13 protein-coding genes are annotated in these 12412 nt (G+C 72.5%); 2 read left to right on the top strand and 11 right to left on the bottom strand.

Features of this window, described 5'->3' with window-relative positions:
- Complete coding sequence (locus ABZ795_RS02555) at window positions 1-741, top strand: MBL fold metallo-hydrolase (protein WP_327025865.1); 741 nt, start codon at window positions 1-3, stop codon at window positions 739-741.
- Between the two features lie 66 nt (window positions 742-807).
- On the opposite strand, the gene ABZ795_RS02560 is transcribed toward ABZ795_RS02555, so the two are convergent.
- The 11 genes from ABZ795_RS02560 to ABZ795_RS02610 all read right to left on the bottom strand — a co-directional run bounded on the left by ABZ795_RS02560 (window position 808) and on the right by ABZ795_RS02610 (window position 11396).
- Window positions 808-1497, bottom strand: a complete 690-nt coding sequence (locus tag ABZ795_RS02560) for a hypothetical protein (RefSeq protein ID WP_357528196.1) — start codon at window positions 1495-1497, stop codon at window positions 808-810.
- A 255-nt stretch (window positions 1498-1752) separates the two neighbouring features.
- Window positions 1753-2796, bottom strand: a complete 1044-nt coding sequence (locus tag ABZ795_RS02565) for a DUF3626 domain-containing protein (RefSeq protein WP_357528331.1) — start codon at window positions 2794-2796, stop codon at window positions 1753-1755.
- Window positions 2797-2976: 180 nt separating this feature from the next.
- Entirely contained in the window at window positions 2977-3606 is a 630-nt protein-coding gene (locus ABZ795_RS02570) for an MBL fold metallo-hydrolase (RefSeq protein WP_357528198.1), read from the bottom strand.
- Entirely contained in the window at window positions 3606-4691 is a 1086-nt protein-coding gene (locus ABZ795_RS02575) for an S-(hydroxymethyl)mycothiol dehydrogenase (RefSeq protein ID WP_327025862.1), read from the bottom strand. The genes ABZ795_RS02570 and ABZ795_RS02575 overlap by 1 nt, the downstream gene beginning before the upstream one ends.
- The gene (locus ABZ795_RS02580) at window positions 4688-6100 is read right to left on the bottom strand and encodes an MFS transporter (RefSeq protein WP_357528200.1); all 1413 of its coding nucleotides are present in this window, start codon (window positions 6098-6100) and stop codon (window positions 4688-4690) included. Before ABZ795_RS02580 ends, ABZ795_RS02575 begins: the two co-directional genes overlap by 4 nt.
- Complete coding sequence (locus ABZ795_RS02585) at window positions 6097-6759, bottom strand: GntR family transcriptional regulator (protein WP_357528202.1); 663 nt, start codon at window positions 6757-6759, stop codon at window positions 6097-6099. The genes ABZ795_RS02580 and ABZ795_RS02585 overlap by 4 nt, the downstream gene beginning before the upstream one ends.
- 50 nt (window positions 6760-6809) lie before the next feature.
- Complete coding sequence (locus ABZ795_RS02590; protein WP_357528204.1) at window positions 6810-7682, bottom strand: SDR family oxidoreductase; 873 nt, start codon at window positions 7680-7682, stop codon at window positions 6810-6812.
- The gene (locus ABZ795_RS02595; RefSeq protein ID WP_357528333.1) at window positions 7675-9162 is read right to left on the bottom strand and encodes an NAD(P)/FAD-dependent oxidoreductase; all 1488 of its coding nucleotides are present in this window, start codon (window positions 9160-9162) and stop codon (window positions 7675-7677) included. Before ABZ795_RS02595 ends, ABZ795_RS02590 begins: the two co-directional genes overlap by 8 nt.
- Window positions 9163-9253: 91 nt before the next feature.
- Window positions 9254-10120, bottom strand: a complete 867-nt coding sequence (gene ygiD, locus ABZ795_RS02600) for a 4,5-DOPA dioxygenase extradiol (RefSeq protein ID WP_357528206.1) — start codon at window positions 10118-10120, stop codon at window positions 9254-9256.
- Between the two features lie 93 nt (window positions 10121-10213).
- On the bottom strand, window positions 10214-10816 hold the full coding sequence (locus ABZ795_RS02605; protein ID WP_357528208.1) for an MBL fold metallo-hydrolase: 603 nt from the start codon (window positions 10814-10816) through the stop codon (window positions 10214-10216).
- Between the two features lie 10 nt (window positions 10817-10826).
- Window positions 10827-11396: a MarR family winged helix-turn-helix transcriptional regulator gene (locus ABZ795_RS02610; protein ID WP_357528209.1), complete on the bottom strand. Its 570-nt coding sequence runs from the start codon at window positions 11394-11396 to the stop codon at window positions 10827-10829.
- A 93-nt stretch (window positions 11397-11489) separates the two neighbouring features.
- Between ABZ795_RS02610 and ABZ795_RS02615 the strand changes: the two genes are divergently transcribed.
- A complete protein-coding gene (locus ABZ795_RS02615) occupies window positions 11490-12383 on the top strand; it encodes an LLM class flavin-dependent oxidoreductase (protein ID WP_357528211.1) in 894 nt (297 codons plus the stop codon).
- The last annotated feature ends 29 nt before the right edge of the window (window positions 12384-12412 follow it).

Genomic DNA, 12412 nt, shown 5'->3' on the forward strand with positions numbered 1-12412 from the left:
ATGTTCATCACCACCGTGGTGGCGGACGCCTTCGCCACCAAGTGCTATCTGGTGGCCACCGCCGAAGGGGGCGACTGTGTCGTCGTGGACCCCGGCTACGGGGTGGCCGAGCGCCTCGGGCAGGCCCTGGACCGGCACGGCCTGACCGCCCGGGCGGTGCTGCTGACCCACGGCCACCTGGACCACACCTACTCGGTGCCGGCCGTCGAGGCCACCCACCGCCTGCCGATCTACCTGCACCCGGCGGACCACCACATGCTGGCCGATCCGTTCAGCGGACTGGGCGACGAGTTCGGTCCCCAGTTCGCGCAACTGCTCGGCCCGGAATGGAGCTGGCGGCAGCCCCACGATGTGCACACCCTCAACGACGGTGACCTGATCACGGTCTCCGGTCTGGAGATAAGGGTCGATCACACCCCCGGCCACACCCCCGGCTCGGTGATGTTCAACCTGCCCGGCGACCGGCATGGCGAGTCGTACTGCCTGGTGGGTGACACCCTGTACGCCGGCACGATCGGGCGCACCGACATGCCCGGCGGCAGCCGGGCCCAGACCCTGCGCTCGCTGCGCGGCCTGCTGAGCAAGGCGGACCAGACGGTGCTGCTGACCGGGCACGGGGAGGACACCACGGTGGGCCGGGAACGGTTCGCCAACCAGTTCATGGTGCAGGCCTCCGTCTGGGACGGCACCGGCGAACCTCCCCGGACCATCATGGGCTGGAAACCCGGGCAACGAGTCTGACGACCCGGAACACGAACCGGCCGACCCCGCGGGTCGCGGGGTCGGCCGGGAAACGGTCGTTCGGGGTCACCAGAGCTGGGAGACGACCTCCGCCGCCTGCTCCTCCCACTGGGCGTAGTGGAACGGGTAGGCCGAGACCTGCACCGTCTGCGCCGCGGCGGTCAGCGGCATGTCCCGCCAGCCGTCGACGTTCTTCAGCGCCTGGAAGAAGGCGTTCGAGGAGTACTCCGGGTCGGTGATCTGCGCCTCCGTGCCCCAGCCGCTGGAGGGCCGCTGCTGGAACAGCCCCTGCGAGTCGTGGTCGTTGTACGCACCCAGGTGACCCAGGTTGTACAGCTTCGACTCCTGCAAGGCGGTGGCGATGCCGATCACCGCGCCTCGTTCGCCGACGCCGGTCCGCTTGGCCACCTCGATGATGGTCTTGGCGTTCTGCCGCTGGGCGTCGTCCAGCGGCACCCGCGACTGGAGGCCCTGTACGCCGTGCGGGATCAACTCACTTCGGCTCGGCTTGCTGGAGGAGGCCCGGTCGGCGCGCTCGGTGGCGGACTCCGCCGTGGTGACGGCGGTCTCCTGGCCGGTGGCCTTGTCGATCGCCGCCACGGCGCCCTCGTGCGGGCTGTTGGCGAGCGGTGCGGCGACGGCCGTCGGGCCGAATGCCAGCCCGGCGAGGGCGGTTACGCCCACCACACTCAGCGTGGTCTTGCGATTCGGGTTCGTCGCGATGGCCGGGAGCCATCGAGTGAAGTCGAACTTCACGATGGTTGCCCTTTCGATCGTTACGAGCCGCTCGGGGTTGAGCCGCTCTCGGGGGAACTGCCGACGCCGGTGGGGTGCCGGCGCCTTGGGGAGGACAACCAGGGCGATGTTTCGGTCATTCCGGAAATGCCCCCTGACCTGCGGGTTGAGATCCGGCTCACCGCACCGATCCGGACATCCCTACCCGGGCCGCCCGGAACCGGACGTGCCGAGCCGCCCACCGCCAACCCCCGGCGCTCTCGCGCCACCGGTGGGTCACCCGCCGGCGGCGGGGAGACCGAAGCGCACCAGTACGTGCCACAGTTGCTTGAGGTGTTGCAGGGTGTCCGTGATCGGGCCCCGGTCCGCCCAGCGCTGCGGCTCGGTGACCACCGAGGCGGCGGCCCGGCCGATCAGGGCGGCGTGCAGGGGTTCGCCCGGCCGGGCGAACTCGGCGTGCACCCGGGCGGCCAGGGGTGGGATGGCCGGCCCCCGGAACTCCGCGTCGACCTGGTCCACCGGCAGGGTGAAACCGGCGTGCCATCGCAGCCGGAAACCGTGGCGTTGCGCGGCGGCGGCCAGGGCCGCACCGACCGGGGTGCCCTGGAACGAGGGATCGGCGACGAGTTCCCGCACATCCCGCCCCAGCCGCACCTCTCCGTGCACCTGGGCCTCGATGTAGTCGTCCAGGGCCCGCCCGGCGGGTGCCGTGGCGAGATCCTGCTCGTGGTGGCGCAGCAGCCGCTCGGTGAGGACGATCAGGTCCAGACCGGTACGACCCAGACACCCGCCGGTCGTCACCGCGGCGGCGAGCAGGGCGGCCACCACGGGGTCGCAGACCTCCGGGGTGCCGAACACGGAGGGGCCCAGATGGCTGTCGCCGAAGCAGAAGGTGGTGCGGTGCAGCACCTCCGGGTGCAACCGCAGATGGCAGGAGCCGAAGCGGGCAGCCGCCCCGTCCGGATGATCGAGCAGGTTCAGGCCCCCGTATTTGGGCCGCTCCGCCGGGCGCACCCCCGGCCGCTGGTACGCCCCACCGAACATCCGCTGCTCCCACCGGTCCCGGTCACCGCCCGGGTAGGCGGTCAACCCGCCGTTGGAGACTCCGGTCTCGAACTGGCTGCGGTAGACCCCCTCGGTGGCCAGGGCCTGCGCGACCGTGCGGCCGTCGGCCAGCAGCCGGTCGGGGTGGAAGTTGAGGGTGATCAGGCCCTGTCGGCCGATCGCCGCGACGAGTTGCCGCGGGTCGACGCGGATCCCGGCGGCCTCCAGCAGCCGGGTGATGGTGTCCAGGGCGGCGGGTCGGTCCCGCAACGCCACCCCGCGCACATGTCGCAGGGCATGACGCTGGGCCGGGGTCAGGGATGGATTCGGCTGACGCGGGACGGCACCGGCGGCGGGTGGACCCGCCGCCGGTGCGCGTTCAGGATCGGTCACGGATGCCACCGCGACAGGGTCACCCGACCGGTGGTACGGACGCATCCGGATTAACGGCCGAGGTCAGTGCCCCCGGGCCAGCCACTGCGGCAGCTGCGGCGCCTCGGCGCCGATGGTGCTGCTGTCGCCGTGGCCGGGGTGCACCACGGTCTGCGGCGGCAGGGTGAGCAGCCGGTCCCGGATGGAGTCGATGATGGTGCCGAAGTCGCTGTAGGAGCGACCGGTGGCACCCGGCCCGCCCGCGAAGAGGGTGTCGCCGGTGAAGACGACCTCTTGGGCGGAGTCGTGCAGGCAGCACGCGCCGGGGCTGTGCCCGGGGGTGTGCAGCACGGTCAGGGTGCTGCCGCCGACCTCGATCCGCTGGCCGTCGTGCAGCTCCCCGCCGGGCGGCTGGTCGGGGTGCACCATGTCCCACAGCACCCGGTCGGCGGGGTGCAGCAGCACCGGCGCACCGGTGGCCTCGGACAGCTGCGGGGCTACCCGGACGTGGTCGTCGTGGGCGTGGGTGGCGACGATCGCGGTGACCCGTCGGCCGGCGACCACCTTCAGGATGGCCTCCACGTCGTGGGGGGCGTCGATGACGAGGCACTCGGTGTCGTCGCCGACCACCCAGACGTTGTTGTCGACGTCGAAGGTCTGCCCGTCCAGGGAGAAGGTGCCGGAGGTGACGGCGTGGTCGATGCGGGCGGCCATCAGAAGACCACCACCGAGCGCAGCACGTCGCCGTGGTGCATCCGGGCGAAGGCCTGCTCGACCCCGTCCAGGCCGATCTCCTCGGTGACGAAGGCGTCCAGGTCCAGGCGGCCCTGCAGGTAGAGCTCGGTGAGCATGGGGAAGTCCCGGCTGGGCAGGCAGTCGCCGTACCAGCTGGACTTCAGCGCCCCGCCCCGGCCGAAGACGTCCAGCAGCGGCAGCTCGACCCGCATCTCTGGGGTGGGCACCCCGACCAGCACGACCGTGCCGGCCAGGTCGCGGGCGTAGAAGGCCTGCTTCCAGGTCTCCGGCCGACCGACCGCGTCGATGACCACGTCGGCGCCGAACCCGCCGGTGGCGGCCTGGATCTCGGCCACCGGGTCGCTCTCGGAGGCGTTCACGGTGTGGGTGGCGCCGAACTTCCGGGCCCAGTCCAGCTTGCGGGAGTCCGTGTCCACCGCCACGATCGTCGTCGCCCCGGCCAGCAGCGCACCGGCGATCGCCGCGTCACCGACCCCGCCGCAGCCGATCACGGCCACGGAGTCGCCCCGGGTCACCCCGCCGGTGTTCATCGCCGCGCCGAGGCCGGCCATCACCCCGCAGCCGAGCAGCCCCACGGCGGCGGGCCGGGCGGCCGGGTCCACCTTGGTGCACTGGCCGGCGTGCACCAGGGTCTTCTCGGCGAACGCGCCGATGCCCAGGGCCGGGGTGAGGACGGTGCCGTCGGTGAGGGTCATCTTCTGGGCGGCGTTGTGGGTGGCGAAGCAGTACCACGGGCGGCCACGGCGACAGGCCCGGCACTCGCCGCAGACGGCCCGCCAGTTGAGCACCACGAAATCGCCCGGGGCGATTCCGTCGACCCCCGCGCCGACCTGCTCGACGATGCCGGCGGCCTCGTGTCCGAGCAGGAAGGGGTAGTCGTCGTTGATGCCACCCTCGCGGTAGTGCAGGTCGGTGTGGCAGACCCCGCAGGACTGCACCCGGACCACCGCCTCGCCCGGCCCCGGGTCCGGCACCACGATGTCGGTGACCTCGACGGGTGCGCCCTTGCTCCGCGAGATGACGCCCCTGACCTGCTGGCTCACACTTTCCTCCTCCTCCGCGCCGACGCACCGCGCCGACGCACTGCGGCCACCCCGGAGAACCGGCGGTGCCGACGATCATTCCCGGAGGCGAACCTACCGCCGCCACCGCCCACCAGCACAGCTTCCGGGCGATCGAGGGACGCCTGCGGCCCGTCGTACCGACGTCGGGCGGCGTTACGCCACCGCAGCACCTGCACCACACCCACCGCCCACAGTACGTACTGCAACGCGAAGGCCCACCGGTAAGCGTCCAGGTCGGGCACGTTCTGTCCGGCCGGGGTGGCCAGGTCGAGCACCACCCCTACGGCGAGCACCAGGATGATCGCCGCGACGAAGCCGCCGACGTTGACGATCCCGGTGGCGCTGCCGATGCGGTTCACCGGGTTGAAGGTGCGGACGAAGTCGAACCCGATCAGCGAACCGGGACCGTTGAAGGCCAGCACCAGGGCCAGCACGACAAGCAACCAGCCGGGGGCCCGTCCGGGCCAGGCCAGCACCACCGCCCAGGTCGCCGCGGTCAGCCCGACGATGGCGAAGACCAACACCGAACGGTGTCGGGGGAACCGGCCGCACAGATAGGCGACCGCCGGCCCGGTCACCAGCATCCCCAGGGTCAGCACGGTGAGCAGGGTGGCCGCCGCGGTGGGGGTGAGCCCCTGCCCCTGCACCAGGAACGGAAAGCCCCACAGCAGGGCGAACACGCTGCCGGAGAACTGGCAGACGAAGTGGGTCCACAGCCCCAGGCGGGTGCCGGGCTGGGCCCAGGCGGCGGCCAGCAGCCCACCCGGCGGTGTCGTGGCGGCGACGGTCACGGCCACCCGGCCCGGGCTGTCCCGGATGGTGGCGACGACCACCAGCAGGATCGCCGAGGACACCCCGGCGACGGTCAGGAAGGCCGTGGTCCACCCGGTGTGCTCCAGCAACAACACCAGGGGTACGGCGCCGAACACCGCGCCGAGTTGCCCCAGGGTGCCGGTCAACTGCACCAGCAGCGGATTGCGGCGCCCCGGGAACCAGTAGGCCACGATCCGCAGCACGCTGATGAAGGTCATCGCGTCGCCGAGGCCGACCAGGATCCGGGCCGCCACGGCCAGGCGTACGTCCGTGACGAGGGCGAAGCCGAGTTGACCGGCGATCATCAGGGCGCCGCCGGTCACCAGCAGGCGACGGGAGCCGTACCGGTCCAGCAGCATCCCGACGGGCACCTGCATCAGCGCGTACACCCCGAGTTGGGCGACCGTGAGGGTGGCCAGGGTCGCGGCGCTGATCTCGAAGCGCTGCGTCGCCTCCACCCCGGTGACCCCCAGGGAACTGCGGTGGAACACCGAGGCGACGTACGCGCTCAGCGCCACCCCCCAGACCAGGATCGCCTGCCGGCGCGGCACGGACGGCGGGGCGGTCGGGCTCATCGCAGGCCCCGCAGCGCGCGGGCGGCGTTGTCGATGTGGTCGGCCACCGTGGCCAGCCAGGGCCTGGGGTCGTCCCCGTCGAGGGCGGCCAACTGGGCGGCGTGGTCGGTCAGCGCCATCTGCGCCCAGCGGGGTGAGAGCCGGAAGGTGGTCTCCCCCATCCGCAGTTGCCGGTCCCGCAGCCGCTGGTACAGCTCGGCCAGGATCTCGTTGCCGGCCGCGTCGACCACGGTGGCGTGGAAGGCCCGGTCGGCGGCCATCAGGGCGGTCAGGTCACCGGCGGCGTGGGCGGCGCGCATCTCGGCCAGCCGGGCGGCCAGGTCGGCGCGGATCTCCGCGCGTCGGGGCCAGATCTGCTCGGCGGCGTGCACCTCGACCAGCCGGCGGGCCTCGATGACATCGGTGATCTCGCGGGCCGAGACCGGCAGGATCAACGCCCCCCGCTTGGGATAGAGCCGCACCAGCCCCTCGGTCTCCAGCCGCAGCAGCGCCTCCCGCACCGGAGTACGCGACACCCCGGTCGCCTCGGCGATCTCGCCCTCGCTGACCAGCGACCCGCCCGGGTGGACCTGTTCCAGGATGGCTCGCTTCAGGTGTCGGTAGGCGCGTTCGGCGGCCGAGGGCACGGTGGTCCGGCCACTCGGCGAGGGATGCGTCATGTATCTATCATCCGCCCCACCTGTTTCAGCAGGTCCGGCGGGGGTGTGCGCTACTTCGGCAGCGCGGCGGAGCGGGGACCGGTGGCCGGCTCGGTGCCTCGGGCCTCGGCCCGGCCCAGGGCGGCCAGCAGGTGACCATGCCCGGCCGGCGCCACCCGGGCCAGCAGATCCGGCAGTCGGGCCGACCAGCCGATCAGGACCCGACCCCGACGGCGGGCCACCCCCCGCAGGATGGCCTCGGCGGCGATGGCCGGGTCGATGCTCAGCAGCCGTTCGAAGCGTCGGCGGCCGTCCTCGAACCGGGCCCGGTCCACCCCGCTGCCCACCCGGGCGTCGCGGGCGATGCGGGTCCGCACCCCACCCGGATGTACGCAGGTGACGCCGATGCCGTCGGCGGCGAGTTCGTGGCGCAGCGCCTCGGTGAAGCCGCGCACCGCGAACTTGCTGGCCGAGTAGGCCACCTGGCCCGCCGGGGCGATCAGCCCGAACAGGCTGCTGACGGCGACCAGATGCGCCCCGGGCTCGGCTTTCAGGGTCGGCAGCAGGGCGTGGGTCAGTTGCGCCACCGCCCGGAAGTTCACCTCCACCACCCAGCTGAACTCGTCGAAGGTCACCTCGTCGAAGCGGCCACCGAGGGCCACCCCGGCGTTGTTGACCAGTAGTCGCAGCCGGGGGTGCTCAGCGCGGATCTGCTCGGCCACGGCGGCGGTGGCCTGCGCGTCGGCCAGATCGACCTGGTGGGTGTGCACCGTCCGCCCGGCCGCGCGCAGTTCGGCGGCGAGGGACTCCAGGCCCTCGGGGTCGCGGTCCAGCAGGACCAGGTCGCTGCCGCGGCGGGCCAGGCCCCTGGCCAGGGCGGCGCCGATGCCGCCGGCCGCCCCGGTGACCACGGCGGTGCCGCCGGTGAAGTCGAACCTACGCATCGACAGACCTCCGTGGTGCCGAGTCGACCCGGCTGAATCGGACTCCGGGATCGGTGAGCCGCCCGAAGCGCAGCAGCAGCAGATCCCGCAGGTAGTTCTGGTGCGCTCGCCACGGCGCCCGGTGTCCCTGGCGGGGCAGGCGCTCGATTCCCCGGCGTACGTACCCGGAGCTGAGCCCGATCAGGGGTGCCCGACGGTCGTCCGGCGGGGCCGAGGGGGTGACGACCTGGGTGCCGGTGCGCTCCAGGTGACGCAGCAGCCGACACACGTACTCGGCCACCAGGTCGGCCTTGAGGGTCCAGGAGGCGTTGGTGTAGCCGAGGGTCAGGGCGAAGTTCGGCACCCCGGAGAGCATCATGCCCTTGTACGCGACCGTCTGGGCCAGGTCGACCTCGACACCGTCCACCCGCAGGGTGATTCCGCCCAGGGCCAGCAGGTCCAGCCCGGTGGCGGTGACCACCACCTCGGCGGGCAGTTCGGTGCCGGAGGTCAGGCGGATGCCCGTAGCGGTGAAACCCTCGATGGTGTCGGTGACCACCCTGGCCCGTCCCTCGGCCAGGGTGGCGAAGAACTCCCCGTCGGGATCCACACACAACCGCTGGTCCCAGGGGTCGTAGCGGGGGCGGAAATGCCGGTCGACGTCGTAGCCGGCCGGTAGCCGGCGGGCCACCCCCCGACGCAGCAGTCGACGCATCAACCCGGGGGCCCACCGGCTGAACTGGTAGGTCAGGGTGACCCCCAGGAGGTTCTTCCAGCGGATCAGGGGGTGGGCCAGCCGCGCCGGCAACCGGCGACGCAGGGCGTCGGCGAATCCGTCGCGGGCGGACAAGGCCAGCACGTAGGTGGGTGAGCGTTGCAGCATGGTCACCTCGGCGGCCTGCCGGGCCAGCGCCGGGACCAGGGTGACCGCGGTGGCGCCGCTGCCGATCACCACCACCCGACGGTCGCGCAGGTCCAGGTCGACCGGCCAGTGCTGCGGGTGCACGATCCGTCCGGTGAACCGGTCCTGCCCGGCGAAGTGGGGGGTGTGCCCGGCGTCGTACCGGTAGTAGCCGGTGCAGGCGTACAGGAAGGCGCAGGTGAAGGTGATCGGGTCGGCGGTGTCGGGGCGGCGGACCAGCACCGTCCAGCGGCCCTGCCGGCTGTCCCAGTCGGCCCGCACCACCCGGTGCCCCAACCGGATGTGCCGGGTGACGTCGTACTCCTCGGCGGTACGGCGCAGGTAGTCGAGGATCGTCGCGCCCTCGGCGATCGCCTTCGGGGCCCGCCAGGGGGCGAAGGAGTAGCCGAGGGTGAACATGTCGGAGTCGGAGCGTACGCCCGGATAGCGGAACAGGTCCCAGGTGCCGCCGACCTCGTCGCGGGCCTCCAGCACGGCGAAGGTCTTGTCCGGGCGGTGCCGACGCAGCTGGCAGGCCGCCCCGATGCCGGACAGCCCGGCGCCCACGATGAGCACGTCGAGGTGGTCCGGGGCCATCAGGTCTTCCTCCAGGTACGCGAGATGCTGCCCGGGGACCCTATCCGGTGGGGCGGACCAGGGCGGCCTGGCGGGCGGCGGTGACCAGGGCCGCTCAGATGTTGGCGGAGTCCGCCGGCACCGCCTCGGGCAGGGTCGGCGCGCCGGCCAGGGGCTCGGTGGCCCGGCCGGGAAGACCCAGGGTGTACGCGGTCATCGACAGCGACCCGTAGGCGTACCCGTCGACCAGCACCTCGGTGCCCTGCCCGGCCGCCCCGGCCAGACCGGCCAGGTAGAGCAGCGGGATGAAGTGGTCCGGGGTCGGCACGGCCAGCCCGAAGTCGCGGTGGGCGTCGAGGCGCCCGGCCTCGGTCGGGTCCTCGAGCATCGTCGCCTTGGCCGCCTCGTCGAAGCGTCGGGCCCAGTCGAAGCCCTGGTCGAGCAGGCGGCGGTCGACCCCGCCCAGGTTGTGCACGACATTGCCGCTGGCCACCACCAGGACGCCCCGCTCCCGCAGCGGGGCCAGCTTCGCGCCCAGCTCCAGGTGGTAGTCGAGGCCCTTGAAGGCGTTGATGCTCAGTTGTACGACCGGGATGTCCGCCTGGGGGAAGGCGTGCACCAGCACGGACCAGGTGCCGTGGTCGATGCCCCAGGAGTCCAGGTCGGCTCCCACCCAGGTCGGGTGCACCACCTCGCTGACCTCTTCGGCCAGCTCGGGCAGGCCCGGGGCGGGATAGCGGATGTCGAACAGTTCCTGCGGGAAGCCGTAGAAGTCGTGGATCGTTCTCGGGCGGGGCATCGCGGTGACCGCGGTGGCGCCGATGTACCAGTGGGCGGAGACCACCAGGATCGCCCGGGGTCGGGGCACCGACTGCCCGAAGGCCCGCCAGGCGGCGGTGTACCGGTTGACCTCCAGGGCGTTCATCGGGCTGCCGTGGCCGAAGAACACGGCCGGCATGGTGGACACTGTCTCGTCGCTCATCGCACGTCTCCTGCTGTGGCCCTCGCCGAGGGTATCCGGCCCGCCCGGCGGTGGGCGGGCCTGCGCCGATCCCGTACGCGACCGGGGTTTCTCTCAGGCGGTCTCGCCCGGGGCCAGGTAGCGGTAGCCGGGGACGGTCTCGGCGAACCAGCCGTTGACGCTGGCCAGGCCCCGGTCGTTGAGCTGGGCGTCGTGGATCGGGAACACCTCGGCGGCGCCGACCGCGGTGGCGAAGTCGATCGCCTCGGTGAGCTTGAGCCAGGAGGCCTGCGCCGGGACCAGCAGGGTCCGCACCGGTCGGCCGGGCGGGTGCAGCGAGTCGCCCGGGTGGTAGACCGCCTCGTCGACCAGATAGCCCAGGTTGGCGCAGTCGGGTTGCCCGCCGTGGATGGTGGCGTGCCGGCCACCGACCGCGGTCACCTCGAACCCGGCGGCGGTGAACCCCTGCCCCGGCCGCACCCGGGTCACCGGCAGGTGGACCGGTTCCGGCAGCACGGCACCCTCCGGTACGAAGACCGGCACTCCCAGACCGGCCAACCGCAGCACGTCGATGTGGTCGATGTGTTCGTGGCTGACCAGTACGGCGTCCGCGCCGGCCAGGGCGCGGGGCTCACTCCAGGTGCCGGGGTCGATGACGAGCACCCGGCCGTGGTGTTCGAGCCGGACGCAGGAGTGGGTGTACTTGGTTATCCGCACCTCGTGCAGGCTACGGCGAAGTGGGGCGGCGGGTGGTCCCGCTGCGCGGGGTGGAGCGGGCCGCCGGACGACGCCGCGCCGGTGCCCGGTCGGCCGCCTCCTCGGCCACCGCGCACAGGTCGGTCAACGGGTCGACCGCCTGGGCCGCGCACGCCGCCCGGCGCAGCAGGGCCCGCAGGGTGGCGCCCTCCTCCTCGGTCAACGCCGCCATCAGGCGATTCTCGACCTGACACAGCGCCTCCCGCCGCTGCCGGGCCGCCGCCCGACCGGCCTCGGTGGGGACCACCAGCCGACTACGCCGATCGGCCGGGTCGGGGCGGCGCGCCACCAGCCCGTCGCGCTCCAGGTCGTCGATCAGGTACGTCAGCACGGTGCGGTCGATGCCCAACTCCTCGGCGATCGCGCCCTGGTTACGGGCCGGCTTCCGGTCGGCGGCGACGAGCACCTGGTAGCCGCGTGGCCCACCGGGCAGGTCACCGAGGGTGTGCTCGGCACCGCGCAGGTGGGCCCGGAAGAGGACCCCGAGCATCCACCCGAGGTCGTCGGTGATCAGGTCGGGGTGGGGGTCGTCGCCGGTCATGCCCACAGTTTAGTCCAGATCACAGATTTTATTGCACACACATGTTCTATCCGGCATAGCATTGGCGGTCCGCTCTCAGGAAGGACGACCGCGATGAGCGACTACGGACACGACCTGATCTTCGGATCGTTCCTGACCCCCGGCAACGCCGACCCGACACAACCGGTCCGGCTCGCCGTGCTCGCCGAGGAGGTCGGGCTCGACCTGGTGACCTTCCAGGACCATCCCTACCAGCCCGCCTTCCTGGACACCTGGACCCTGATGAGCTTCGTGGCGGCCCGGACCAGCCGGATACACCTGTCCGCGAACGTGACCAACCTGCCGCTGCGGCCACCGGCGGTGCTGGCCCGTGCCGCCGCGAGCCTCGACCTGCTCAGCGAGGGTCGGATCGCGCTCGGCCTGGGCGCGGGAGGGTTCTGGGACGCCATCGAGGCGATGGGTGGGCGGCGGCTGGCCCCCGGTCAGGCGGTACGGGCCCTGGAGGAGGCGATCGAGGTCATCCGTCAGATCTGGGACACCGAGACCCGGGGCGGCGTACGGGTGGACGGCGAGTTCTACCGGCTGATCGGCGCCAAGCGCGGCCCGGCCCCGGCCCACGACGTCCCCATCTGGCTCGGGGCGTACAAGCCTCGGATGCTCGCGCTGACCGGACGCCGCGCCGACGGGTGGCTACCCTCGCTGCCCTACCTGCAACCCGGCGACCTGGCCAAGGGCAACGCCATCATCGACGAGGCCGCCACCGCCGCCGGCCGCTCCCCCGCCGAGGTACGCCGCCTGCTCAACATCGACGGACGGTTCACCTCGACCGGCCAGGGCCCACTGCACGGCCCGGCGGAGCAGTGGGCCGAGGAACTGGCCGACCTGACCCTGACCGAGGGAATCAGCACCTTCATCCTGAGCAGCGACGACCCCGAGGACCTGCGCCGGTTCGCCGCCGAGGTGGCACCGGCCACCCGAGAACTGGTCGCCGCCGAACGGGCCAGGTGATCACCCCGGTCCCCCATCTACCGTCGGGT

Source organism: Micromonospora sp. NPDC047134 (genome assembly GCF_040643455.1).
Taxonomy (GTDB): domain Bacteria; phylum Actinomycetota; class Actinomycetes; order Mycobacteriales; family Micromonosporaceae; genus Micromonospora.

Excerpts from the sequence above, each read along its gene's own strand:
- ABZ795_RS02555 (WP_327025865.1), top strand. The coding sequence starts at position 1 with ATGTTCATCACCACCGTGGTGGCGGACGCCTTCGCCACCAAGTGCTAT.
- ABZ795_RS02570 (WP_357528198.1), bottom strand. The coding sequence starts at position 3,606 with ATGGCCGCCCGCATCGACCACGCCGTCACCTCCGGCACCTTCTCCCTG.
- ABZ795_RS02580 (WP_357528200.1), bottom strand. The coding sequence starts at position 6,100 with ATGAGCCCGACCGCCCCGCCGTCCGTGCCGCGCCGGCAGGCGATCCTG.
- ABZ795_RS02585 (WP_357528202.1), bottom strand. The coding sequence starts at position 6,759 with ATGACGCATCCCTCGCCGAGTGGCCGGACCACCGTGCCCTCGGCCGCC.
- ABZ795_RS02590 (WP_357528204.1), bottom strand. The coding sequence starts at position 7,682 with ATGCGTAGGTTCGACTTCACCGGCGGCACCGCCGTGGTCACCGGGGCG.
- ygiD (WP_357528206.1), bottom strand. The coding sequence starts at position 10,120 with ATGAGCGACGAGACAGTGTCCACCATGCCGGCCGTGTTCTTCGGCCAC.
- ABZ795_RS02610 (WP_357528209.1), bottom strand. The coding sequence starts at position 11,396 with ATGACCGGCGACGACCCCCACCCCGACCTGATCACCGACGACCTCGGG.
- ABZ795_RS02615 (WP_357528211.1), top strand. The coding sequence starts at position 11,490 with ATGAGCGACTACGGACACGACCTGATCTTCGGATCGTTCCTGACCCCC.